The sequence below is a fragment of the Polaribacter butkevichii genome, assembly GCF_038024105.1.
GTDB lineage: Bacteria > Bacteroidota > Bacteroidia > Flavobacteriales > Flavobacteriaceae > Polaribacter > Polaribacter butkevichii.
The window spans coordinates 2,103,885-2,128,025 of sequence record NZ_CP150661.1; the positions used below are offsets into that span (position 1 = coordinate 2,103,885).

The 24,141-nt window shown below is 30.5% G+C and carries 25 protein-coding genes; 11 read left to right on the forward strand and 14 right to left on the reverse strand.

Features of this window, described 5'->3' with window-relative positions:
• Positions 1-84 precede the first annotated feature (84 nt).
• The 6 genes from WG951_RS08875 to WG951_RS08900 form a co-directional block, all read right to left on the reverse strand.
• A complete protein-coding gene (locus tag WG951_RS08875) occupies positions 85-930 on the reverse strand; it encodes a hypothetical protein (RefSeq protein WP_170062926.1) in 846 nt (281 codons plus the stop codon).
• Positions 931-1,054: 124 nt separating this feature from the next.
• On the reverse strand, positions 1,055-1,900 hold the full coding sequence (locus WG951_RS08880; RefSeq protein ID WP_105050142.1) for a TPM domain-containing protein: 846 nt from the start codon (positions 1,898-1,900) through the stop codon (positions 1,055-1,057).
• Entirely contained in the window at positions 1,897-2,334 is a 438-nt protein-coding gene (locus WG951_RS08885) for a TPM domain-containing protein (RefSeq protein WP_105050141.1), read from the reverse strand. The genes WG951_RS08880 and WG951_RS08885 overlap by 4 nt, the downstream gene beginning before the upstream one ends.
• A 5-nt stretch (positions 2,335-2,339) precedes the next feature.
• Positions 2,340-2,948 carry a LemA family protein gene (locus tag WG951_RS08890; RefSeq protein WP_105050140.1) on the reverse strand — a complete coding sequence of 203 codons (609 nt, stop codon included), beginning with the start codon at positions 2,946-2,948 and terminating at the stop codon, positions 2,340-2,342.
• Positions 2,949-3,065: 117 nt separating this feature from the next.
• Positions 3,066-3,395, reverse strand: a complete 330-nt coding sequence (locus WG951_RS08895) for a MerR family transcriptional regulator (protein ID WP_105050139.1) — start codon at positions 3,393-3,395, stop codon at positions 3,066-3,068.
• 94 nt (positions 3,396-3,489) lie between these two features.
• Entirely contained in the window at positions 3,490-4,458 is a 969-nt protein-coding gene (locus WG951_RS08900; RefSeq protein ID WP_105050138.1) for a M23 family metallopeptidase, read from the reverse strand.
• Between the two features lie 160 nt (positions 4,459-4,618).
• Between WG951_RS08900 and alaS the strand changes: the two genes are divergently transcribed.
• From alaS to WG951_RS08915, 3 genes are all read left to right on the forward strand, one after another.
• A complete protein-coding gene (alaS, locus tag WG951_RS08905) occupies positions 4,619-7,237 on the forward strand; it encodes an alanine--tRNA ligase (RefSeq protein WP_105050137.1) in 2,619 nt (872 codons plus the stop codon).
• A 72-nt stretch (positions 7,238-7,309) separates the two neighbouring features.
• Complete coding sequence (locus WG951_RS08910) at positions 7,310-8,257, forward strand: GSCFA domain-containing protein (protein WP_105050136.1); 948 nt, start codon at positions 7,310-7,312, stop codon at positions 8,255-8,257.
• Positions 8,258-8,371: 114 nt separating this feature from the next.
• Entirely contained in the window at positions 8,372-8,779 is a 408-nt protein-coding gene (locus WG951_RS08915) for a hypothetical protein (protein ID WP_105050135.1), read from the forward strand.
• Between the two features lie 88 nt (positions 8,780-8,867).
• On the opposite strand, the gene WG951_RS08920 is transcribed toward WG951_RS08915, so the two are convergent.
• The 3 genes from WG951_RS08920 to WG951_RS08930 form a co-directional block, all read right to left on the reverse strand.
• Positions 8,868-9,149, reverse strand: coding sequence for a rhodanese-like domain-containing protein (locus WG951_RS08920; protein WP_105050629.1), 282 nt, complete (start codon positions 9,147-9,149; stop codon positions 8,868-8,870).
• A gap of 51 nt (positions 9,150-9,200) precedes the next feature.
• Entirely contained in the window at positions 9,201-10,946 is a 1,746-nt protein-coding gene (locus tag WG951_RS08925; protein WP_105050134.1) for an aromatic amino acid hydroxylase, read from the reverse strand.
• A 170-nt stretch (positions 10,947-11,116) separates the two neighbouring features.
• The gene (locus WG951_RS08930; protein ID WP_105050133.1) at positions 11,117-11,503 is read right to left on the reverse strand and encodes an ankyrin repeat domain-containing protein; all 387 of its coding nucleotides are present in this window, start codon (positions 11,501-11,503) and stop codon (positions 11,117-11,119) included.
• 267 nt (positions 11,504-11,770) lie between these two features.
• Between WG951_RS08930 and gpmI the strand changes: the two genes are divergently transcribed.
• The 6 genes from gpmI to WG951_RS08960 are packed head-to-tail and all read left to right on the forward strand — an operon-like array spanning position 11,771 to position 16,345.
• Positions 11,771-13,288 (forward strand): 2,3-bisphosphoglycerate-independent phosphoglycerate mutase, encoded by a 1,518-nt coding sequence (gpmI, locus tag WG951_RS08935; protein ID WP_105050132.1) that lies wholly within the window; start codon positions 11,771-11,773, stop codon positions 13,286-13,288.
• A gap of 15 nt (positions 13,289-13,303) precedes the next feature.
• The gene (locus WG951_RS08940; RefSeq protein ID WP_105050131.1) at positions 13,304-13,846 is read left to right on the forward strand and encodes a thioredoxin family protein; all 543 of its coding nucleotides are present in this window, start codon (positions 13,304-13,306) and stop codon (positions 13,844-13,846) included.
• On the forward strand, positions 13,846-14,247 hold the full coding sequence (locus tag WG951_RS08945) for a BT0820 family HAD-type phosphatase (protein WP_105050130.1): 402 nt from the start codon (positions 13,846-13,848) through the stop codon (positions 14,245-14,247). The genes WG951_RS08940 and WG951_RS08945 overlap by 1 nt, the downstream gene beginning before the upstream one ends.
• Positions 14,248-14,304: 57 nt before the next feature.
• A complete protein-coding gene (map, locus tag WG951_RS08950; protein ID WP_105050129.1) occupies positions 14,305-15,108 on the forward strand; it encodes a type I methionyl aminopeptidase in 804 nt (267 codons plus the stop codon).
• Positions 15,109-15,168: 60 nt separating this feature from the next.
• Entirely contained in the window at positions 15,169-15,546 is a 378-nt protein-coding gene (locus tag WG951_RS08955) for a GxxExxY protein (protein ID WP_245893544.1), read from the forward strand.
• A gap of 28 nt (positions 15,547-15,574) precedes the next feature.
• Complete coding sequence (locus tag WG951_RS08960) at positions 15,575-16,345, forward strand: class I SAM-dependent methyltransferase (protein WP_105050127.1); 771 nt, start codon at positions 15,575-15,577, stop codon at positions 16,343-16,345.
• Here the strand turns inward: WG951_RS08960 and WG951_RS08965 are convergent.
• Complete coding sequence (locus WG951_RS08965; protein ID WP_105050126.1) at positions 16,342-17,661, reverse strand: hypothetical protein; 1,320 nt, start codon at positions 17,659-17,661, stop codon at positions 16,342-16,344. The two genes, WG951_RS08960 and WG951_RS08965, sit on opposite strands and share 4 nt — an antisense overlap.
• Before the next feature lie 63 nt (positions 17,662-17,724).
• Positions 17,725-18,717: an FAD:protein FMN transferase gene (locus WG951_RS08970; protein ID WP_105050125.1), complete on the reverse strand. Its 993-nt coding sequence runs from the start codon at positions 18,715-18,717 to the stop codon at positions 17,725-17,727.
• Between the two features lie 116 nt (positions 18,718-18,833).
• On the opposite strand from WG951_RS08970, the gene WG951_RS08975 reads away from it, so the two are divergent.
• A complete protein-coding gene (locus tag WG951_RS08975) occupies positions 18,834-19,679 on the forward strand; it encodes an OmpA/MotB family protein (protein WP_105050124.1) in 846 nt (281 codons plus the stop codon).
• 82 nt (positions 19,680-19,761) lie between these two features.
• On the forward strand, positions 19,762-20,481 hold the full coding sequence (locus tag WG951_RS08980; RefSeq protein ID WP_105050123.1) for a 3-ketoacyl-ACP reductase: 720 nt from the start codon (positions 19,762-19,764) through the stop codon (positions 20,479-20,481).
• Positions 20,482-21,082: 601 nt separating this feature from the next.
• On the opposite strand, the gene WG951_RS08985 is transcribed toward WG951_RS08980, so the two are convergent.
• The 3 genes from WG951_RS08985 to WG951_RS08995 all read right to left on the reverse strand — a co-directional run bounded on the left by WG951_RS08985 (position 21,083) and on the right by WG951_RS08995 (position 24,114).
• Positions 21,083-22,114 carry a hypothetical protein gene (locus WG951_RS08985; RefSeq protein WP_105050122.1) on the reverse strand — a complete coding sequence of 344 codons (1,032 nt, stop codon included), beginning with the start codon at positions 22,112-22,114 and terminating at the stop codon, positions 21,083-21,085.
• 276 nt (positions 22,115-22,390) lie between these two features.
• The gene (locus tag WG951_RS08990) at positions 22,391-22,756 is read right to left on the reverse strand and encodes a Na(+)-translocating NADH-quinone reductase subunit F (RefSeq protein ID WP_105050121.1); all 366 of its coding nucleotides are present in this window, start codon (positions 22,754-22,756) and stop codon (positions 22,391-22,393) included.
• On the reverse strand, positions 22,756-24,114 hold the full coding sequence (locus tag WG951_RS08995) for a DEAD/DEAH box helicase (protein ID WP_105050120.1): 1,359 nt from the start codon (positions 24,112-24,114) through the stop codon (positions 22,756-22,758). The genes WG951_RS08990 and WG951_RS08995 overlap by 1 nt, the downstream gene beginning before the upstream one ends.
• Positions 24,115-24,141 lie beyond the last annotated feature (27 nt).

Genomic DNA, 24,141 nt, shown 5'->3' on the forward strand with positions numbered 1-24,141 from the left:
TACCCTAAATATAATAGTATCAACAAAAAGACAAAGTAAACTATTTCCGAAAGGTAGTTTTTACCTTCTGAAATACAAATAACATTACAATTTCAACTCATAAAAATTTCCACCAACGCCATGTGCTTTTTCATCAGTAATTAACAAGGTGTTATTATTTTTAAAAGTAATTCCTTCTTTCTGAGAAGCATAATTTAAAGGAATCTTAGTTAATTTTCCTGATAAAAAATCATCGTTTTTATACTCTGAAAAAAGAAGAACATAAGAGGGCGATAATAAAGCTACTTTGCTCCCATCATTAGAAATATCTGCAGAAGTTATCCAACAATCCATCTCATCACAACTATTAAAATCAGAGATAAATTGAGCTTCATGTTCACCTTCCTTGGCAGGAATTTTATATAAAGAAGTTTTTCCGAATTTACTTTTTACTCTACTTTTTGTAAAAACGTAGAGCGAGTTCTTATAGTAAAAGAAAGATTCTGCATCAAAAAAAAGTTGCTTCTTTTTGGGCGGAAATTTTGTTTGATTTGGGTAGTAAAACTTAATCTTCTCTACTTTTACTTTTTTACCACTTGTTAAATCTTCATGGTTGACTTTAAGAATAACCAAGTTCTTTCTTTTGCTATCATTGTTTCCAAAATCACCTATATAAAGGTTTCCATCTTCATCAGAAGTTAAATCTTCCCAATCGTTATTTTTTTCTTTTATAGTAAGTTCTTTTTCGATTTTCCCTGTATCAGAAACCCCATAAATTTTAGGCTTATTTCCGCCATCATTCAGCATCCAAATTAAGTTAGAATTGGCAACAACTTCTGTACCCGACACTTCTTCTAAGTCTTTAGATAAATCTGAAATAAGCTTTAAACTACCAAAATTCTGACAAGAAACAGAGAGTAAGAAACTAAAAACGATAACTATTTTTTTCATAAAGAACCTTTTGTGTGTTAACAAACAAGCCCTTCTAGTTTTAGTAAAACTAGAAGGGACTCATTTTTAATTTTATTTTTATGTACTATGAATTTTATTTCTAAAAAAGTAAAAGACCTGTTTATTACCAGCCTCCAGAAGCGCCACCTCCACCAAAACTACCGCCACCGAATCCGCCACCAAAGCCACCGCCGCCGAAACTTCCTCCTCCAGAAGAACCTCCAAAACCGCCGCCGCCAAAGCTTCCGCCACCTCTACCTGCATTACTTAAAATAATGGCATCGAAAATAGTATCTGCAATAGAACCTCTTCTAAAACCTCTACCACCACTTCCGTTATTTTTATTTCCTCTAGAAATTAAAATAAAAAAGATAATAATGATTATGATAAAAATGATAATTCCAGGATCAAACCCATCCGCTTCTTTTTGGCGAGTTCCTTTAAACTCTCCGTTTAAAGTTTTAAAAATATAATCAGCCCCTTTATCTAAACCACTATAAAAATCTCCCTTTTTAAACTCCGGGATTATAACTCTATCTATAATTCTTTTCGATTGAAAATCGGTTAATAAATGTTCTGTACCTCTACCTGCTTGAATGGCAATTTTTTTATCATTCTGAGCCAACAATATTAAAACACCATTGTCTTTTGCTGCATCTCCTATCCCCCATTTCTCACCCCAATTTGCGGCTAAATAACTAATATTTTCACCTTCGGTGGATGCAATGATAGCAATTACCATTTGAGTAGACGTAGTGTCTGAATAACGTACTAATTTACTTTCTAAACTCGTTTTTTGATTCGGAGTAAGCAACCCAACATAATCATAAACACTTGTTTGAAATTTAGGCGTTTCTGGAATTTTAAATCCTTGAGAAAAAAGATTTAATGTGCATAAAAAAACAAGTAAAGTAAATGCCTTTTTAGTAGAAACTGAAAATCGAAAACTGAAAACTTTTTTTAAATTCATCCTTTAGAAATCTCATTAGAAAGTTCATTTTCATCATCAATTTGCCAAGGAAAATGGGTTTGTAATTCTTCTCCGGCTTTTAAGATTCCATCTACAATTCCTTGTTTAAAATCCCCCTTTTTAAAATGATTTTGCATCACATCTTTTGTGGTATTCCAAAAATCTGTAGGAACTACTTTATTAATTCCTTTATCTCCATAAATAACAAATTTTTTATCTTTTACGGCAACATAAATTAACACTGCATTATCATCTTTGGTATTGTTCATTTTTAACAGATGAAATACTTCTAACGCTCGTTTATCGTGCTCCATCTCTGTGGAAGCTTCAATATGTACTCTAATTTCGCCAGAAGTATTTTTCTCTGCAACTCTAATCGCAGAAATAATTTCTTGTTCTTCTTCTGGAGAAAGAAATGCTTCTACCTTAGACATTTTTCTTATTTTTTCTTGTTAAAATCAAAGTTTACATCAGGTGCATTTTCTGATCCTGGATTTGCTTTATAACGATCCATTTCATCAAAATTAAACATACCTGCTAAAACAGAGTTTGGAAATACTTTGATGTGTTTGTTATAGTTATTTACACCTTCATTAAAACGATCTCTAGCAACGTTAATTCTATTTTCAGTTCCTTCTAATTGACTTTGTAACTCTAAGAAGTTTGCGTTTGCTTTTAATTCTGGATAACGTTCTACAGAAACTAATAATTTAGAAAGTGCTCCACTCATACCCGCTTGCGCTTGTTGAAATTGTGCCATTTTTTCTGGTGTTAAATCGCCTGCATTTATATTTACAGAAGTTGCTTTTGCTCTTGCATTAATAACATCTGTTAATGTTTCTTTTTCAAAATCTGCCGCTCCTTGTACTGTTTTTACTAGGTTACCAATTAAATCGTTTCTACGTTGGTAAGCACTTTCTACATTAGACCACGTTGTTTTTGCATCTTCCTGTAAAACAACAGCTTCGTTATTAAAATTTTTACCCCAATTGTAAAGTCCGAAAACAATTACCAATATTACTATTACCGGAATTAACCATTTTTTCATAATTTCTATTTTTTAATTTTTGATTGATTTTTTGTTTCACAAAATTACCGAATATTCTTGACAATGTAAAGGATATCGGCACCTATCAATTTATTAGACACGCAAATAAAAGAAATGTTACAATTGATTTTTAATTTTAATCAATTCTGCCTTTACACTTTCTAATCTATTAATAATATCTTGATTATGGATGGTAGATTCTGGATTTTGCTTTAGTTTTTGTTTTGCACCTTCTAAAGTAAAACCGCGTTCTTTAACCAAGCTAAATATCAATTTAAAATTTTTAATATCTTCTTGTGTAAACAATCGATTTCCTTTGGCATTTTTTTTAGGTTTGATAATATCAAACTCTTTTTCCCAAAAACGAATTAAAGAAGTATTTACGTTAAACGCCTTAGCAACTTCACCTATTTTATAATACCTTTTTTCTGGTAAGTCTATGTGCATTTTTTATTTTGTAATTGTTTAACTGTATATAAGTGTAATTGTTAAGTTATGTCTTCATTTTAAACATTTAAACGATGTAACAATTACACAATTTTTAGTCGTAAGATTGCCCTTCTTCTTCCGCAGCTTTTTGCATTGCAGCAAACTCTTCTGGCGTTAAGTCTCCGTAATAAAAGTTAATAGGGTTTACAGCTCTATCATTCTTATGAACCTCATAATGTAAATGTGCAGATACAGAACGCCCTGTGTTACCAACGTATCCTATTAAATCTCCTCGTTTTACCTTATCACCTTTTCTTGCTTTTATTTTACTCATGTGTGCATAAATAGTTTTATACCCATAACCATGATCTATATAAACCACATTACCAAAAGTTGCACTTCTTTCTGATCTAATTACATCACCATTACCAGAAGCAAAAATTGGCGTTCCTACTGGTGCCGTAAAATCCATTCCTTTATGGAATTTTCTAATTTTTAAGATTGGATGCATTCTCCATTTATACCCAGAAGCCATTCTTGTTAAATCTTGTAATTTAACAGGTAAAATTGCAGGTATTGAAGCTAACATTTTTTCTTTTTCTTTAGCCAAACCTACTATCTCATCTAAAGATTTAGATTGCACCACCAATTGTTTAGAAAGTACATCGATATCTTTTGTTAACTTAGTTATCATGGTAGAATTATCAAAACCATCTAAATACTTGTATCTATTAACTCCACCAAAACCCGCTTTTCTTTGTTCATCAGAAATAGGATTTGCTTCAAAATAGGTTCTATAAATATTATTATCTCTTTCTTGTAGTTGTGCCAAAATAGAAGAGCTCTCTTCCATTCGTTTAGAAAGCAACTCGTAATGCAACTTTAAATTTTCTAATTCTCTTTTTTGAGAACGCTCTCTTGGCGACATTATAAACTGACTTAAAATAATAAAACCAAAGAAAGCTGTTAAAACGACAGCTAATACCCCAAAAATAGATTTCTTGTAGTAATCACCCTTATTTACAGCAATTTTCCTGTAAGAAAGTGTGTCTGCATCGTAATAATATTTTACTTTTGCCATAATGCTAAATATACTATTTTTGTTCTGTAACGAGAGTTTTATATTTAAAACTCGTTTTTATTAAGTTACGAATTTACAAAATGTTTTACAACTGCTTTTTATTCGCAGTTTTTTTTAAAATAATTTAACATAATCCAACTTGTTGGAAACTTCTTTTTATATGAAATCACAAGATATCCGTGCTACTTTTTTAAACTTCTTTAAGGAAAAATCTCATTTAATTGTGCCTTCTGCACCAATGGTAACTAAGGACGACCCAACTTTAATGTTTGTAAATTCTGGAATGGCGCCTTTTAAAGAATACTTCTTAGGAAATGGAGTACCAAAGAAGAACCGAATTTCAGATTCGCAAAAATGCTTGCGCGTTTCTGGTAAACATAACGATTTAGAAGAGGTGGGGTACGATACGTATCATCATACTTTATTTGAAATGTTAGGTAACTGGTCTTTTGGTGATTATTTTAAAAAAGAAGCTATTGCTTGGGCTTGGGAACTTTTAACCGAGGTTTACAAAATAGACAAAGATATTTTATACGTAACCGTTTTTGAAGGTTCTGATGATGCAGATAATTTAAAAATGGACACAGAAGCATTTGATATATGGAAACAATTTATTGCCGAAGACCGCATTTTAAAAGGTAATAAAAAGGATAATTTCTGGGAAATGGGAGAGCAAGGACCTTGCGGACCATGTTCTGAAATTCATGTTGATATTCGTTCTGCAGAAGAAAAGGCAAAAGTTGATGGTAGAACATTAATTAACGAAGACCACCCACAGGTTGTAGAAATATGGAACTTAGTTTTTATGCAATACAACCGAAAAGCCAATGGTACTTTAGAAGATTTACCAAATAAACATATTGATACTGGTATGGGCTTTGAGCGTTTATGTATGGTTATGCAAGGCGTAAAATCTAATTATGACACCGATGTTTTTACTCCAATTATTAGAGAAATTGAAACCATTACCAATGTAAAATATGGCGAAGATTTAAAACAAGATATTGCCATTCGAGTAATTTCAGACCACGTTAGAGCTGTTGCTTTTTCTATTGCTGATGGCCAATTACCTAGCAATACAGGTGCTGGTTATGTAATTAGAAGAATTTTAAGACGTGCTGTACGTTACGGCTTTACATTCTTAAATAAAAAAGAACCTTTTATTTATAGATTGGTAGATGTTTTAAGTAAAAAAATGGGTGTTGCTTTCCCTGAATTAAAAGCACAAAAACAATTAATAGAAAATGTAATAAAGGAAGAAGAAACTTCTTTTTTAAGAACATTAGACCAAGGATTACTTTTATTAGATAGAATTATAGAAAACTCTTCTAGCAAAGAAATATCTGGTGATAAAGCTTTTGAATTATACGATACTTATGGTTTTCCTATCGATTTAACTTCTTTAATTCTTTCTGAAAAAGGGCTAAAATTAGACGAAAAAGGATTTGAAGCAGAACTTCAAAAACAAAAAAGCAGATCTAGGGCCGCTAGTGAAATGTCTACGGATGACTGGACTGTTTTAGTGGATGATTCGGTAGAAGAATTTATTGGATACGATGCTTTAGAAGCAAACGTAAAAATTACAAGGTACAGAAAAGTAACTTCTAAAAAAGATGGTGAAATGTATCAATTGGTATTTAACCTAACTCCTTTTTACCCAGAAGGCGGAGGACAAGTAGGTGATAAAGGCTACTTAGAAGATATACATGGAGATGTAATTTATATTTTAGACACCAAGAAAGAGAATAGTGTTATTATTCACTTTACAAAGAATTTACCAAAAAATATTAACGAAACTTTTAAGGCTGTTGTAGATAAAAAACAACGTTATAGAACAGAATGTAACCATACAGCAACGCACTTATTACACCAAGCTTTAAGAGAGGTTTTAGGAACTCATGTAGAGCAAAAAGGATCTGCTGTACATTCTAAATCTTTACGTTTTGATTTTTCTCATTTTTCTAAATTAACCGTAGAAGAATTACATGAAGTAGAAAATTTTGTAAACAGAAGAATTGCAGGCAAACTTCCGTTAGAAGAAAGCAGAAACATTACCATGGAACAAGCGATTGAAGATGGTGCAATGGCTTTGTTTGGTGAAAAATATGGAGACACAGTAAGAGCTATAAAATTTGGAAAATCTATAGAACTTTGTGGAGGAACGCATGTAAAAAACACTAGTGACATTTGGCACTTTAAAATTAAATCTGAAGGTGCTGTTGCTTCTGGTATTAGAAGAATTGAAGCGATAACAAATGAAGCTGTTAAAGATTTTTATTTTGAAAGTAACAAAGCTCTATTAGAAATTAAAGAGTTATTAAACAACACAAAAGAACCTGTAAAAGCTGTTCAAAAAATACAAGATGAAAATGCTTCTCTACAGAGACAAATTGAACAACTATTAAAAGATAAGGCTAAAAATTTATCTGGCGAATTAAAAAATCAAATACAAGAAATTAACGGGGTTCAGTTTTTAGCTACAAAGGTAGATTTAGATCAAAACGGAATTAAAAATCTAGCATTTTCTTTAGGTAAAGAGCATCAAAATGCTTTCTTATTTTTTGCTTCTTCTGCAGCAAAAGACAAAGCAATGTTAACTTGTTATATTTCTAAAGAATTAGCAAATGAACGTGGTTACGATGCAGGAAAAGTTGTTAGAGAATTAGGAAAACTAATACACGGTGGTGGTGGTGGACAAAATTTCTTTGCAACCGCTGGAGGGAAAAACCCTGGAGGAATCCCTAAAGCTTTAGATAAAGCTAAGGATTATTTGATTTAAAAAGCGATTAGAAAACTCATCAAAAAAGGTTCAAAATTTTATTTTGAACCTTTTTTATTTTACTTTTATAAAATGCAGCTTCAGACAATAATTCCCTTAAAAAAAGAAATAAGAAACCCAATAGATTACAACTCTAAGCTTCTTTTGCTAGGTTCTTGTTTTTCTGAAAATATTGGTGATAAACTAAATTATTTTAAGTTTCAAACCAATCAAAATCCATTTGGTATTTTATTTCATCCAAAGGCAATAGAAAATCTGATTACAAATGCAATTAATGAAAAAGTATACACAACAAAAGATATCATCTTTCAAAATGAACGTTGGCATTCTTTTGATGCGCATTCTAATTTAAGTTCTCCTGATAAAAAAGTACTCTTAGACAATCTAAACACAGCAGTTTCATCAACCAACCAACAATTAAAAGAAGCAACCCATGTTGTTATAACTTTGGGTACATCTTGGGTATATCGATTTATAGAAACAGATACAATTGTAGCTAATTGTCATAAAATTCCGCAAAAAAAATTCTTAAAAGAAATACTAACTGTAGCTGAAATTTCTCAAAGCTTAAAAAACATAATTGATCTTTTAAAATCCATTAATAAAAATATAAAAGTACTTTTTACGGTTTCTCCTGTAAGACACTTAAAAGATGGATTTGTAGAAAACACAATAAGTAAAGCGTATTTAATTACCGCAATACACAGTATACTTACTGAAGGCTTCACCTTCTATTTCCCGTCCTATGAAATTATGATGGATGAGTTAAGAGATTATCGTTTTTATAACGAAGACATGGTACATCCAAATAAAACAGCCGTCAATTATATTTGGGAAAAATTTACGGATACTTGGTTTTCTGAAGACTCAAAATCGATGATGAAAGAAATTGAAACAATTCAAAAAGGGATGTCTCACAGACCTTTTAATGAGAATTCTGAGCAACATCAGCAGTTTTTAAAAAATTTAGAGTTTAAAAAATCAAAAATAAAAGATCAATTTTATCATATCGTTTTTTAAAACACATTACCAATTATTAAGCTTTGTTTTTTTATTTTTTTAAAAAAATAGCAAAAAAATAAAGAAATATCAAAATAAAATCGTATTTTCACCTACTACAATTCCCTCAACAAGATGATTAAAAAAGTATTAATTGGTATTACCTCAGGTCTTTTAATAGGTATTTTTGTTACTTCTATTTTTGTAACCGATGAAGTTAATTTAATAGAACTCATTTTAACAAAAATTACTGCAACGTCAATAATTACAGGAATCTTTACTGGTATTTACGCTTACATTTCTAAATCTAAACTTCAAGTATTTCTTGTAGCTATACTTATAGGAATTATCACCTTCTATATAAAATACTTTATTACAGGTCATAATTTTGATCCACTAACAATGGGTGCATTTGTTGGCGCTATGCTTGGTGGTGTATTTGCTGTTATAAGAAAAGTAACACATTCAATTATAATCTACAATAGATTACAAAGACACCGAAAAAAAGGTTTTCGAAATAAAAAACATCACTATTATTCATAAAAAAATAGAACTACAACAATTGTTATAATTCTATTTTATCATATTAAAAGAAACAATCTAAATAAATTGATTGTTTAAACCTTTACCTCTATTTAGAAATATGTTGGTCTACATTTTGCCAAGGACCACCATTAATAACATCAACACCGTTTTTAGCTAAAAACTGAGTTGCTTGTCCGCTTCTTGCTCCACTTCTACAAACGGCAATTACTGGTTTATTCCAAGATTTAATTTTTTCAATCTCTAAAGGAATTACTGTTAAAACAATATGTTCTGCACCTTCTGTATGCCCTTCATTCCATTCTTCTTGTGTTCTAACATCTAAAACTACCGCTCCTTTTTCTAAATATTCTTTAATTTCTGCACTCATATCTTTTCTTTTAAACATGTCAAATAGACCCATGTTATTTTATTTTAAATATTAAACTCGACACAAAATTAGTCCATTTTCAATTAACTTTGTGTAGCTTTTGTTACATTTTAACGCTTCTAACCATTCTAAAATAGCCGATTGGATAGAAAATTGATGCTGCAAAGCTAATTCATATAATTCTAACGGCAATAACCAATCTAATGGAAATTGAGTTTTTAACTGATTAAATATTTCTGTTATTTTTTTATTTGTTGATAGATTACCCGCTCTCATCTTTCTAACCTCTTCATACAAACCATACAATTGCTGCTCTTTTTCTGAGTACGTAATTTTATGCGTTTTCGTTTCTGAAACCTTACCTAAAGTTAAAAAAGAATCTACATCTGCAGGACCTGCATAAGCAGAAACCACTTCTTTACCAATAGCCATATCATAAATACCCCATTCTGGTTGAAACAATATTTCATTTTGATAAGTTACCGTGCAATCTTCTAAAGAAATAATTAAAATCTTACCTCTTAAATCTCTAGTACCTGTAATTGCTTTTCCTTTTACAACAACTCCACTCTCAAATTCTAAGGTCATAAATTCGCCCTCGTAAATTCCGTAAGCCTTTAAATCTCTAGGGCTCATATCTTCAATTGGCAAATTAATTCCTTTTAATTTACCAACAGGACTGCCAAAACCATTGGCATGACTTGTAATTCCGTGTCCTATTAATTCTTTATCTCTATTTGCTAAAGCCGTTGGCCCTGTTGTTTGAAAATATGCTACTTTATTATTTTTATACTGAATAACTTTAGAAAAAACACCAGAAATCTGAATACCCGTGGTTAGTTCTATCGTTCCTAAATTATCTGAATCTATTAATTTTTGAATACTTTTTAAACCACCAGTTCGAATAGCCATTGTATTTGCAAACTCATCTAAAACCAAACTTAAATAAGCAAAATCTGGCGTTACAAATAATTGCGGTTGTGGTTTTGTAATATCAAAATTTACCGTAGCAGCATCAATAGAATAGGCTACTTTTTTTACTTTGTCTTGCATACACCAAGCACTTTCTCCTATTGATGAAAGCAAACCTGCTCCGTATATCTTAGGGGTTTCTAAACTACCAATCAAACCATATTCTACAGTCCACCAATGCAGATTTCTAATTTGAGCCATTTCAGACAATTCGCCCATATTATCTTGAAGGTACTCTACTTTTTCTTGTGCTGCTTTAATTTCTATTTCTGATGAATTTGGATCTTCTTTTAAGATTGATAAAAGCCGAATTGCCTCATACATTTCATAATCTTTAGAAGATGAAATTGCCTTGCTACCTATTTCTCCAAATCTTCTTAAATATTCTGCATATTCTGGATTTGAAATAATGGGTGCATGACCTGCTGCTTCATGAATAATATCTGGAGCAGGCGTGTATTCTATGTGATTAATAGTTCTCATATCAGAAGCAATAACCAAAACATTATATGCTTGAAATTCCATAAAAGCATTTGGCGGAATAAAACCATCAACTGAAACAGCTGCCCAACCTATTTCTTTTAAAATTCTATTCATTCCTTCCATAAAAGGAATATTTTCTAAAGAAATACCCGTTTTTTCTAACCCAGTTATGTAAGATTTGTGTGCCACTTTACTCAAATAAGCTACATTCATTCTCATTACATAACGCCAAACCGCTTGGTTTTGGGCTGTATATTCATCATAAGGTTGTTGTACCACAAACTTATGTAAATGTTTGGGTAGTTTCTTAGTAACTTCGTTTAGTTCAAAATGAGCGTTCATTGAAAATAAATTGAATTATTCTTACAATAATACGCTTTAAAATATTGATTACATATTTTAAAGGTGTTAAAACTCATTTTAACAAGCATTTATCATAATGAACAAAAAAAACAGACTCCCTTAAAGACAGTCTGTTTAACGCTACATATTAATTAATTCAAATATCAATATTATAGAGCTTCTTTAATAACTTTTATAGCATCTATTGCATTCGATCTTTTTGCCATATCTAATGCTGTCATGTTTCCTCTGTCTGATTTTGTCTTTAATTTTGCTCCATTTTCTATTAAAAGTTTGGCAATTTTGGCCTTATTATACCTTGCAGCAAACATTAAGGGAGTTAAACCGTTCGATTTTTTGTTTACATTTTCTCCAGTTTCTATTAAAGCTTTTACAGCTTCATAATTCCCCATTTGTATTAACTTAAAAAAAGCACTAACATTATAATTAGATTTAATTATTACTGCTTCTTTATAATTTAAACTCTCTGAGGTTGTTGCTTTTACAGATCCGAAAGCAAAAAGACAAAATAATAATGGTAAGATTAATTTTTTCATAATAAATAAGTTTTGGGTTTATAATTAATTCGGTTATTATACTTAAAAGACTATTAACGCTTTGTTATGTTTCAACAACCAATGGCAATTAACAAGTATTTAACAAATAGCATTTACCAAGAAAAACTCAATAACCGTTAAATTCTACTCACCTACTATTTATTCTAAATTTATAAAGTTTATTTACGTTATCGGTTTCGTAAAAAATTGATAAAATCAATAAAAACGATAAAATATTTCTTAATTTTACTGTTCAATTTTAAGACAATGAACAAGAAAGTTATCCTTATGATTTTGGATGGTTGGGGAATTACACAAGCCCCTAAAGTATCTGCTATTTACAATGCAAAAACACCTTTTATTAACGGTTTATATGAGAAGTACCCAAATGCTCAATTAAGGACAGATGGAGAACATGTTGGTTTGCCAGAAGGACAAATGGGAAATTCTGAAGTTGGTCACATGAATTTAGGTGCTGGTAGAATTGTTTATCAAAACTTAGCTCGTATTAACAAAGCGGTAAGAGAAAAAACCTTAGGTAAAGAAAAAGTATTACTAGATACTTTTAAATATGCCAAAGACAATAAAAAGGATGTTCATTTATTAGGATTACTTTCTAATGGAGGAATACATGCACACATAGATCACCTAAAAGGATTGTTAGATGTTGCTAAAGAAAATGAAATAGGCAATGTGTACTTACACGCCTTTACAGATGGTAGAGATTGTGACCCAAAATCTGGAACTTATTTTATTAACGACATTCAAGAATACATGAAAGAAAGTACAGGAGAATTAGCTTCTGTAACCGGACGTTATTACGCTATGGATAGAGATAATAGATGGGAACGTGTAAAAGAAGCCTATGATGGTCTTGTAAATGGTGTTGGTACTAAAACTACAGATGCTATTGCAGTGATGAACAAAAATTATGAAGACGGAATTACAGATGAATTTCATAAATCTATCATTGTAACTAATGAAGATGGTTCTCCTAAATCACAAATTAAAGAAGGTGATGTAGTATTATTCTTTAACTACAGAACAGATAGAGGAAGAGAGTTAACAAATGCTTTATCTCAGAATGATTTTCCTGACCATGGAATGAAAAAATTAGATCTTTATTACACAACCATCACGCTATATGATGAAAGTTTTAAAGGAATAAACGTTATTTATAACACAGATAATATTAAAAATACTTTAGGTGAAGTTTTATCTAAAGCAGGTAAAAAGCAAATTAGAATTGCAGAAACAGAAAAATATCCTCACGTAACATTTTTCTTTTCTGGAGGGCAAGAAGAACCTTTTGAAGGGGAATCTAGAATCTTAAGAAACTCACCAAAAGTAGCAACTTATGATTTAAAACCAGAAATGTCTGCGTACGAATTAAAAGATGCCTTATGTGAAGATTTAAAGAAAGGTGAAGCTGATTTTGTTTGTTTAAATTTTGCAAACGGAGATATGGTTGGTCATACAGGTATTATGGAAGCTGCTATAAAAGCTTGTGAAGCTGTAGATATTTGTGCCAAAGAAGTAATAGAAACTGGTTTAGATAACGGCTACTCTATTTTATTAATTGCAGATCATGGTAACTGTGAAACAATGATGAATCCTGATGGTTCTCCTCATACTGCTCACACAACAAACCCTGTTCCTTTTATTTTAATTGATAAAGAAATAAAATCGGTAAACAGTGGTGTTTTAGGTGATATCGCACCAACAATCTTAGATTTAATGGGATTAGAACAACCTAAAGAAATGACACAACATTCATTATTATAAATTAACCTTTTTAGAATGAAAAAACTCTTTTTATTAGCTTGCTTTGTTGTACTTGCATCTTGCAACGTACAACAAAAAGCAACTGAAGCACAAAAAGCAACTGCAGTAAAAAACCAAAGAGGAGATTTAATTGGATTGACAAATAAAGCCTCTTTTCAACAAACTCCTTACAAAACTTGGTTTGATCAAAAGTTTGATACTTATACTCCAGATGCCCAAACTATTGCTTCTCTTAAAAAAGAATTAAAAGGAGTTACAATTAAAGGTTTTATGGGTACTTGGTGTGGAGACAGCAAAAGAGAAACTCCGCGTTTTTTTAAAATCTTAGAACAAGCAGATTTTGATTTAAATAATTTTGAACTAATTACCGTAAACAGAAGTAAAAAAACACCAGATAATTTACAAGAAGGTTTCAATATAAAAAGAGTACCAACTTTTATCTTTTATAAAAAAGGAAAAGAAATTGGTAGATATGTTGAGTATGCTCGTGAATCTTTAGAAAAAGACATGCTAAAAATTGTTTCAGGTGATCTATATAAACATTCTTACGACCATTAATGCTGCCAGAAAACCCTTTAATTATAGCCGTAGATTTTGACGGCACCATTGTAGAAGATGCATACCCAAAAATAGGCAAAGAGTTAATCTTTGCCTTTCATACGTTAAAAAAACTACAATCTCAAGGCCATCGATTAATTCTTTGGACTTACAGACATGGAAAAAGACTCGATGAAGCTGTTGCTTTTTGTAAAGAAAACAATCTTGAATTCTATGCCGTAAATAAGAATTTTCCAGAAGAAGTTTTTGATGAAAAACACAGTCGTAAAATTCATGCCGACTTATTTATAGATGATAGAAATGTTGGCGGTTTTTTAGGATGGACAGCCATCTATAAATCTATCTTTAATTACGAACCACCTAAAAAAAAGAAGAAAGGGTTTTTCTCTTTTTTCAAATAGATAAACACTCCTATTTTCGCCTAAAATATAGTAACTTTGCTTTTCAATTTTTTTAACATGATTAAGATAAAAACAAGAGAAGAAATAGAACTTATGCGCGAAAGTGCTTTAATAGTTTCTAGAACATTAGGTATGCTTGCTAAAGAAGTAAAACCTGGGGTTTCCACTTTGTATTTAGACAAACTTGCCGAAGACTTTATTAGATCTGAAGGTGCTGTACCAGGTTTTTTGGGATTATATGATTTTCCAAACTCACTTTGTATGAGCCCTAATTCTCAAGTTGTACACGGTATACCAAATAAAACGCCACTAGTAGAAGGTGATATTATTTCTATAGATTGTGGAGCTTATAAAAATGGTTTTCATGGAGACCATGCCTACACATTTGCCGTTGGAGAAATTGCCGAAGAAACTAAAAAACTTTTAGAGGTAACAAGAGCTAGTTTATATGTTGGTATTCGCGAATTTAAAGCAGGTAATAGAGTTGGTGATGTAGGATATGCAATTCAGAAATTTACTGAAGATCATGGTTACGGAGTTGTAAGAGAATTGGTTGGTCATGGTTTAGGAAGAGAAATGCATGAAGATCCAGAAATGCCAAACTACGGAAAAAGAGGAAGAGGAAAGAAATTTGTTGAAGGAATGGTTGTTGCCATAGAACCAATGACAAATATGGGGACTCAAAAAATTAGACAACATGCTGATGGTTGGACCATTACTACTTTAGATAACAAACCTTCTGCTCATTTTGAACACGATGTTGCCATTGTTAATGGCAAACCTGAATTGTTATCAACCTTTAAATACGTACATGACGCTTTAGGTATTGTTACTGATGAGGAGGATGAATTCAGACAGTAAAAAAGACACTAATTTCACTAATTGTCACTAAAAAATAGACTTTAATTTCACCAATAATAATTGAAATCAGAACTACTACATAAACAAGAATCATATAATATTATTGGTTCTTGTATGGAAGTTCATAAAGAATTGGGGAAAGGTTTTAGTGAAATTATTTATGGTGATGCTTTAGAAATTGAATTTAAAAGACGAGATATTTTATATCAAAGGGAAGTGAAATTTCAAATATTATATAAAGGAGAAAAAATGTCTCATTATTATTTTGCTGATTTTGTTATTGATAATAAAATAATACTTGAAATTAAAGCTATTGAATGTTTAACAAACAGCCATATAAAACAAACCCTAAATTATTTAGCTGCATCAAAAATAAAACTTGGCTTATTAGTTAATTTTGGTGAAGATAGTTTAACCTATAAAAGAGTAATTTTATAATTCTCATTTTGTGTAATCCGTGTAATTCGTGTCTATTTTTAAATCCATTCTTAACACCATCCCAAGACCTTGGTTAATAAAAGCTAGTTACCTAGTAAGGCCAATCATTGCTTTTTCTTTAAAAGGCGATAAATTTACAGATCCAATAGATGGTAAAAGTTTTCGTAAATTTTTACCATACGGATATGGCAAACAGCGAGAAAATGCACTTTCTCCTTCTACCCTATCTTTAGAAAGACATCGTTTAATGTGGTTATTTTTAAGAGATGAAACTTCTTTTTTTACATCCAAAGAAAAACTAAAGACTTTACATATTGCACCTGAGCAGTGTTTTTTAGACATTTTTAGAAAACAAAAAAACTTAGCATACACAACATCAGATTTAGAGTCACCAATTGCAGATGTTAAAGCAGATATTTGCGACTTGCCTTTTGATGACAACTCTTTTGATGTTATTTTCTGTAACCACGTATTAGAACACATTACAGACGACACAAAAGCAATGCAAGAGCTGTTTAGAGTAATGAAAAAAGGCGGATTTGGTATTTTTCAAATTCCGCAAGACTTATCAAGAGAAAAAACATTTGAAGACAATTCTATAACAGATAAAAAAGAACGTGCCAAAATATTTGGACAATATGATCACGTTAGAGTTTACGGTAGGGATTATTTTGATAAATTACGTTCTATAGGTTTTAGCGTTGATGAAATTGATTACACAAAAAAAATCGCTCCAGAAAAACTAGAACGATTTTGTTTAATGCAACATGAAATTCTTCCGGTATGTTATAAGAATTAATTGCCTTTATGTTTTCTTAAAAACTCTCCCATTTTCTCTAATTCTTCATCACCCAAAACAATTACATCATTTCTTAAAATTTGATATATCCCAGCCTCTAATTTAACCACTTTAGAGTCTCCTTTATAATTTTTATAGGCATCCTTTGCAGCACTTACTTTTGCTCCTTCTTGATCTATCCAAATAACTTTGTCTTTTTTTATTACCTGGCTCTTATCTTCATAAAAAGCACCAATATATTTATAACCCGATTCTGCACTTAATAACTTACCACTAGCAGCACATAAAAAAGAATGTACATCATACATATTTTCTGTATATAATGGATATATCTTACCACCTAAATCACCTCCAAATAGATACCATTCTTTATGTACTTTTACCTCACCATCTTTATTGTATTTATCTATGATATCATCCTTTTTTAAGGATTTAAACAACTCTACATTATCAGAAACCTTAACTATTTTTTTTACATTTAAATCATACACCATTGGCTCACTAGAATTATTTGGGTAGGTAACCAACCTTCCATTTCCTCTTGGTAACATTAATTTACCATAATGCGTAGCAGTAGCATTAAACGCTGAAACATCTGGTAAAAGAAAGCCATTTTTATCATTCGTATTAAAACAATAAATTTTAGTTGGTTCTTCTTTTGTATTTTTTAACAAAATAAAACCTTCAGCATTTAAGCCGTCTTGGTAAGTTGTAGCCTCTAATAGAATTCTACCTCTATCATCTATAACTCCAAAATTACCTGCTTTTGTATATAGTGCAATATTATTGGCGTTAAAGGCATAAATACTATCAATTTTTAATGATAAAGTTTCCGATTTATGCTTCCAAATAGTTTTTAGTGAATCTATTTTTTTATGTTCTTTTTCCTTTCTAATACGCTCCTCTTCTTCTTTTTTTACCTTAATTTCTATCTCTTCAATGGTTTCTTTAATTAAAATAAGGTTTTCTAAGTTACTTGCATACTCTTCTGAAGTTTTGTTATTGGTAAGTAAAAAGTATTGCCTACTGTAAGATTCAGCTTTTTTTAAAAAAACCAAACGTTCTTTATCCGTACTTTGATACAAATAATTTTCATAATAGATTAAAGATGCTAAAGAAGCCACATTTCTATCTGTTATGGTATCCATAAATTTTAAGGATTTGTTAAACTGCACCAAAGCCTCTTTGTAGTTAATACTTGTTTCTATAGCTTCTTTTGCCCTCTTTATATACACATTAGCTATGTCTTGATTTGACTGTGCATTAATTAGTGTAAAAGTAAATAAACATAAAAGTGTTAGAAATAATTTTCTCATAATAATACTAAATGGTCTAAGTTATAAAATGCAATATAATAAAAAGACAGCATTCAAAACTCACTACTTATAGGCATTTGTTTTATATTCTTTTAATTTTCCATTTTTATCAATAAATAATAAAATAGCATCTATATTTTTATGATTCTCTAAAAACACTTTTGCATTATTTAATCCCATTGCCATAAAAGCTGTAGCATATGCATCTGTATCTGCACAATCTAAATTAGCTATTACAGAAGCACTTAACAAATTACTTTCTATTGCATACCCCGTTTTAGGATTTACTGTGTGCACATATTTTTGCCCATCTTTTGTAACTCTAAATTTTCTATAATTACCCGAAGTAGCCATAGATTTATTAGATAAATTGATATTTCTAAACCCCTTTATACTATCTTTTTTTATAGGATCTACCAATTTAATAACCCAAGGATGATTTTCTTTTTTTACACCTTTTGCTCTAATTTCACCACCAATTTCTATTAAATAATTCGCTATGTTTTTACGATCTAAAAAACGAGCAACCACATCAATTCCAAATCCTTTAGCAATAGAATTAAAATCTAAATAAATTTTAACATCTTGTTTCTTTACTTTACCATCAACAATTGATACTTTATCTAAACCAACATATTGCATTTCTTGTTTTACCTGCGCTTCCGTTAAATTTATTTTTTCTCTTTTAGGACCAAATCCCCAAGCATTTACAAGGTTACCAACCGTTGGATCGAAATATCCATCGGTTTCTTTATAAATTCTTTTCGATTTTTTAAAAACTTCTAAAAATAAATCGTCTACAACTACGGTAGAATCTCCTTTATTAATTTTAGAAATATTTGAATTAGGTATATAGGTAGACAAAGACTTGTTCATTAAAAAAAACAAGCTATCAATAGATTTTTGATAGTTCTTAGGTGCGTCTAAAATGATTATATTATAGGATGTTCCAAAAACATATCCTTTTAAAGTAAAATCTTTTGGTGCATTTTTCTTAGAACAAGAAAGAACAACCAATAGAAATGTGATAAAAATAATTTTATTTTTAAGTATCATAAATTATAGAATGTTTCTACAAAAGTAGAACATAAAGTTTTCATAAAATATCAATAATAGTACTTTTTTGTAGCTACAATTCGTTAAATTTGTTAACTTAATTTAATCTTTTATAAATGAAAAAAATATCAATCTTATTATTAACAGCTATTACGGTTAGTTCTTGTGTTTCTAAAAAAGAATTTGCTTCTTTACAAGCAGAACATAATGAAACAAAAACAGAATTAGTAGATACAAAAGCTAGTTTACAAAAGTGTCTAATTGAAAACGAAAAAGAATCTACCAAAGTGTTTACCTTAACAGAACAGGTAAAAACATTAAAAGAGGATAAAAAAGGTGCCTTAAAACAAGTTGAAAACTTAACAGTTTTAACTCAATCGTCTTCTGATAACATTAAAAATGTTATTTCTCAATTAAGTGAAAAAGACAAATACATTAATGGTGTTAGAAAAGCAATGAGCCAAAAAGATTCAATAAATCTTGCTATTAAGTATCACTTAACTAAAAACTTAACAGACGGAATTCAAGATAAAGACATTGAAGTAAATGTTGAAAAAACGGTTGTGTTTATCTCTATTTCTGATAAATTATTATTTAAAAGCGGTAGTTATAATGTAAACGAAAATGCATACTCTGTTTTAGATAAAATTGCAAAAGTAATTAAAGATCAACCAGAAATGGAAGTGATGATTGAAGGACATACAGATACAACTCCTATCAAAAGAAATTTAATTCAGGACAACTGGGATTTATCTGTGTTAAGAGCTACTTCTATAACAAGAGTTTTACAGTATAAATTTGGCGTTAAACCAGCAAGATTAATTGCTGCAGGTAGAAGTCAATATGTACCATTAGTGCCAAATGACTCTAGTGTTAACAAAGCAAAAAACAGAAGAACAAAAATTATTATCATGCCTAAATTAAATCAATTTTTTGATTTGTTAGAGCAAGATAAAGAATAATTTTATGCTGAAATAACAATTAAAAACCATCTGAATTTCAGGTGGTTTTTTTGATTTAAAAAAATTAATTATCATATACAAAATGGACAAATTAAAAAACAAAAAAGCAATTATAACTGGTGGAGGAAGAGGTCTTGGAAAAGCAACTGCACTGGCATTTGCTAAAGAAGGAATTGATGTAGCAATTACAGGTAGAACAGAAACGGTTTTAAAAGAAACGGTTGCAGAATTAAAAGACCTTGGGGTAAATGCTACTTACTCAGTTTTTGATGTTAGCAATTATGAAGAAGTAAAAAAAGGAATTAAAAGTATTATAGCAACTTTTGGTACGGTAGATATTTTAGTAAACAATGCAGGAATTGCTGCTTTTGGTACGCTTAACGATATGGAAGTTAGCAAATGGACCCAAATTATACAAACCAATGTTATGGGGATGTATCATGTAACAAAAGAAGTATTACCTTATTTAATAGCTAAAAATGAAGGTGATATTTTTAATATTGCATCTACTGCAGGATTAAACGGAAATGCAACCACATCTGCATATTCTGCCTCTAAATTTGCCGTAATTGGCATGTCGGAATCTTTAATGAAAGAAGTCCGTAAAAACAACATTAGAGTATGTACACTAACACCTAGCACTATTGCATCAGACATGTCTATAGAACTAGGTATTGCAAACAAAGATTCTGAAGACAGTGTTTTACAGCCAGATGATTTTGCAGAATTAATTGTTACAGGATTAAAATTACCAAGAAGAGCCATGCTAAAAGGTGCTTCTTTATGGTCTACAAATCCATAAGTTTGTACTTACAACTTAAACAAGAACGAGGTATAAAGTTGTAATTATTCAACAATTTTATACCTCGTTTGTATTTAAAATTATAAACTTATTCTAATACCACTTTAAGATGGTTTCTTGTTTTTAGCGACTTGACTTTCTCAAAAAAATCAACTAACTTCTAATCTAAAACTTTAATTTGTGGTTTTAGGCAATTATTGGCACAACAAAATCGAATAAGAATACAATTTGGCTTTTAGCTATTTTATTTTTTCTTTTTCTGTGGTCAATCTTGCATTTTCAATCAAGAAAAAATTATGTAACTAAAGAAGCGAGAAAATTTTAACCCCACTTTTAGAAAACAGTATTAAAGCAACTGAATAAAGCACTCTAAATAGGCTTAGAACCTTTAATATACTCTTACGGAATTGATACCCAAAAGAAATTGATAATTTACATTAGAAAATGACAATACTACAAAAACAAAGCCAAATTATAAGCCATTACAAAAAGATGTCAATTAGATTAGAAAATAGAAATTTATCATTACCTAATAAAAACAATAACTAAAAAAGCACCTTATATAAGGTGCTTAGTGGTAAGTAAATTTATATTTAGAAAATTAAAAGGAGGCATAATAACTGTTTGTAGGAACAACAAATGTATATGACCATCCATTTATATGAAAATTAAAGGTTCCTTCTGATATTGAAACTCTACGAACTCTAAAAGATCCACTACTCCTAGAATTCCTACCAATAAAGTAATGATTATTACTACCACTACTAGGAACATTTGGACGAATCCATAAAGACCTACTAGGTCTTCTAAATTCTGTGTAATTGGAAGAACTATTTAAACTATATGAGGAAACAGAATAACGGTAAAATCTATTTCCAACCCTAACCCAAGTAGAAATTCTAGAATAGTAATCATATCTATACCACCAGTTAGAGCGATTTCTTGCCCTGCCAGCATCATAAAAAGCTAAAAAATAATTATACCTGTAACCCAAAATTCGACTAATACTTCTAGGAGGACTTGCGTTACTTTTTTTAAGGTTATATTGTGTAAACGCATCTTGATACTTATTATCTGTTTCTATAAATTGTTTTAAATCAACAAAATCCTCGTCAATCTTCAACTCACCACGTAAGTTAATCAACTCAGAAACAGGCTCTTCAAAAACAGTATGAACACCAAATACTGACCTTTTTAAATATTGCTGATTCTTATTAAATAAGACACTTGCTTTTGCCGGGTCAATAAGTTCTAAGCTATTTATTTCATCCGAAATACTTTGAATACTTGTAAAACCTATTTTGTTTCGCATTGAATAAACGTTTTTCAATAGCCCCTCATGATACTTTATTACACTTTCTTTTACTACTACAGAATCAATTTTTAGAGGGTTAATTCGGGGGGTATTATTAGTTTTCTCAATCTTTTTATCTTCAAAAAAAGCTTCTGTAGCTATCTTATTATAATACTCTTTTAAAGTTAAAATTTCATCTAATTTTTTTTCAGCTTCTTCTTTATTAGAAAAACTTAAATAACCTATCTCATTTGAGGCTGTTGTTTCCACATCCTCATTTATTTCAGAACAGCCAGTATAAAACAGGGCTATGAATACAATAAATAATACTTTTTTCATTTTAAAATTTGTTTAGTTGGTTAGAAACTCAAATCTAGTAAAAAATGATAAGTAAGTTTGACTACCGACAAGAAAACTTGAGTATATAAACGAAAAGTATTCATAAAACTTTGGGTTATTTTTATTGAAAACTTTCTTGTTGTTCCCCAAAAAGACGTTTGCCCTTTTATTTAAAAAGAAAACGAGACTAAGTATTGAAAACAAAAAATCAACTAACTTCGTTTAACTTCTGATATAAAACATTAAAACGTTCAATATCATTGTGGTTAAACAAACCTACTCCAACACCTTAATAAAATCTTCAAAAGCCACATAGTAAGGTTGGTCTTTAAAAACCGGACTTTCAACACTTTCTGCATTGGCAATTCCTACGCCAGCAAACCAAACTTTGGCGTTCTGTTTTTTGGCGTGATTTTTAAAAGTCTCCATCCAAATGGCATCATACTCATTTGGATTCTGAATATTATTAGTTGCTTTTACCAAAACAAAAATAGTAGGTGCTCCTTTTTTAAATAACACAAACTGAGGATGTCTTTTTAACTGACTATTAATAGCCTGAAACTCATACCCCATTTTTATAAGCTTCTCGCCAACAATATTCATTGCTAAATTATGCAATTCTTGTGCTGTTAAAACCTGCATTACTTTTTCTTTTTCTTGTTATGTTTGTTGTAATTTTTATCTCCTCTAGTTTTAGGTTTCTTATATTTTGCAGCAATTTCTCGCCTATAAGAACCACCCTGATTTGTTTTACTGTTTTTTTCACTCTTTTCATGAAATGCAGCTCCAGGAACATACTCTAAAGAAGTTCTGTTTTTAGAAATCCCTTGATCTTCTTTCGGACGTTCATCTTCTGTTAATAACTTAGAAATTTCAACTTCTTCTGGTAAATCTAAAACCGGAATCTCATAATCCATTAAAGCCTCTATACTTGCTTTTGTTTCTTGCTCTTTTGGTGTAGAAAAAAGTAAGGTTTTTCCTGCTCGTTCTGCACGACCCGTTCTACCAATTCTGTGCATATAGTTTTCTGGAAACTCTGGTGTATCAAAATTGATAACATGAGAAACATTATCAAAATCTAAACCACGAGCCATTACATCGGTAGCTAATAAAATTCTGTTTTTACCTTCATCAAACTGTTTTATAGAACGAATTCTATAATTCTGAGTTTTATTAGAGTGAATCACACACATTTCATCATTAAACACTTCTTGTAAATGTTTAAATAACAAATCTGCAGTTCTCTTAAAACCAACAAAAATTAATACTTTATTATAGGTTTCTTTATCTGCTAAAAGATGATGTAACAAATTAACTTTGGTAAAAAAGTTAGGAATGTTGTAAGAAACTTGCTCAATATTATCTAGCGGCGTTCCACTTACAGCCACAGATATTTTTTCTGGATTTTTAAAGAAATCGTAAATTAAGGCATCTACATCTTCTGTCATCGTTGCAGAAAACAATACATTCTGTCTTCTCTCTGGTATCACGTCAAAGATGTTCATCAACTGAAAACGGAAACCTAAATCTAACATTACATCAACTTCATCAATCACCAATTTCTGAATAGATTTTAACTTTAAAGCATTACTCAACGCCAAATCATACAAACGCCCCGGAGTTGCAACAATAATATCTTGTCCTTGTAAAATAGCTTGTTTTTGTGTGTTGATGTTTGCACCACCATACACCCCTAAAACACGTGTATTAATATATTTAGATAATTGTCCTATCTGTTCTACCACCTGTAAAACCAACTCACGCGTTGGCACTAAAATTAATACTCTTGGGTGTTTTTGCGTAGCATATTTTAAATCTTGCAAAATAGGCATCATGTACGCAAAAGTTTTTCCTGTACCTGTTTGCGCAATTCCCACAACATCTTTCCCCGATCTTACAACAGAAAATGCTTGTTCTTGTATTGGTGTTGGGTTCACATAACCCAGATCATCAATAGCATACTGTAATTGATTAGAGATTCCTAAATCTTGAAAAGTCATTCTTAATATTTTTCTGCAAAGGTACGT

What these genes read in the sequence shown, in the direction of transcription:
- WG951_RS08920 (WP_105050629.1), bottom strand. Translation starts at nt 9,149, where the DNA reads ATGAGTGCAGAAATTAAAGAATATTTAGAAAAAGGAGCGGTAGTTTTA.
- WG951_RS08995 (WP_105050120.1), bottom strand. Translation starts at nt 24,114, where the DNA reads ATGACTTTTCAAGATTTAGGAATCTCTAATCAATTACAGTATGCTATT.
- WG951_RS08915 (WP_105050135.1), top strand. Translation starts at nt 8,372, where the DNA reads ATGATTAAAAAAGTATTAATTGGTATTACCTCAGGTCTTTTAATAGGT.
- WG951_RS08970 (WP_105050125.1), bottom strand. Translation starts at nt 18,717, where the DNA reads ATGATACTTAAAAATAAAATTATTTTTATCACATTTCTATTGGTTGTT.
- WG951_RS08925 (WP_105050134.1), bottom strand. Translation starts at nt 10,946, where the DNA reads ATGAACGCTCATTTTGAACTAAACGAAGTTACTAAGAAACTACCCAAA.
- WG951_RS08990 (WP_105050121.1), bottom strand. Translation starts at nt 22,756, where the DNA reads ATGCAGGTTTTAACAGCACAAGAATTGCATAATTTAGCAATGAATATT.
- WG951_RS08895 (WP_105050139.1), bottom strand. Translation starts at nt 3,395, where the DNA reads ATGCACATAGACTTACCAGAAAAAAGGTATTATAAAATAGGTGAAGTT.
- WG951_RS08945 (WP_105050130.1), top strand. Translation starts at nt 13,846, where the DNA reads ATGCTGCCAGAAAACCCTTTAATTATAGCCGTAGATTTTGACGGCACC.
- WG951_RS08885 (WP_105050141.1), bottom strand. Translation starts at nt 2,334, where the DNA reads ATGTCTAAGGTAGAAGCATTTCTTTCTCCAGAAGAAGAACAAGAAATT.
- WG951_RS08890 (WP_105050140.1), bottom strand. Translation starts at nt 2,948, where the DNA reads ATGAAAAAATGGTTAATTCCGGTAATAGTAATATTGGTAATTGTTTTC.
- WG951_RS08900 (WP_105050138.1), bottom strand. Translation starts at nt 4,458, where the DNA reads ATGGCAAAAGTAAAATATTATTACGATGCAGACACACTTTCTTACAGG.
- WG951_RS08930 (WP_105050133.1), bottom strand. Translation starts at nt 11,503, where the DNA reads ATGAAAAAATTAATCTTACCATTATTATTTTGTCTTTTTGCTTTCGGA.
- WG951_RS08910 (WP_105050136.1), top strand. Translation starts at nt 7,310, where the DNA reads ATGCAGCTTCAGACAATAATTCCCTTAAAAAAAGAAATAAGAAACCCA.
- WG951_RS08980 (WP_105050123.1), top strand. Translation starts at nt 19,762, where the DNA reads ATGGACAAATTAAAAAACAAAAAAGCAATTATAACTGGTGGAGGAAGA.
- WG951_RS08975 (WP_105050124.1), top strand. Translation starts at nt 18,834, where the DNA reads ATGAAAAAAATATCAATCTTATTATTAACAGCTATTACGGTTAGTTCT.
- WG951_RS08985 (WP_105050122.1), bottom strand. Translation starts at nt 22,114, where the DNA reads ATGAAAAAAGTATTATTTATTGTATTCATAGCCCTGTTTTATACTGGC.
- WG951_RS08875 (WP_170062926.1), bottom strand. Translation starts at nt 930, where the DNA reads ATGAAAAAAATAGTTATCGTTTTTAGTTTCTTACTCTCTGTTTCTTGT.
- WG951_RS08965 (WP_105050126.1), bottom strand. Translation starts at nt 17,661, where the DNA reads ATGAGAAAATTATTTCTAACACTTTTATGTTTATTTACTTTTACACTA.
- WG951_RS08880 (WP_105050142.1), bottom strand. Translation starts at nt 1,900, where the DNA reads ATGAATTTAAAAAAAGTTTTCAGTTTTCGATTTTCAGTTTCTACTAAA.
- map (WP_105050129.1), top strand. Translation starts at nt 14,305, where the DNA reads ATGATTAAGATAAAAACAAGAGAAGAAATAGAACTTATGCGCGAAAGT.
- gpmI (WP_105050132.1), top strand. Translation starts at nt 11,771, where the DNA reads ATGAACAAGAAAGTTATCCTTATGATTTTGGATGGTTGGGGAATTACA.
- alaS (WP_105050137.1), top strand. Translation starts at nt 4,619, where the DNA reads ATGAAATCACAAGATATCCGTGCTACTTTTTTAAACTTCTTTAAGGAA.
- WG951_RS08940 (WP_105050131.1), top strand. Translation starts at nt 13,304, where the DNA reads ATGAAAAAACTCTTTTTATTAGCTTGCTTTGTTGTACTTGCATCTTGC.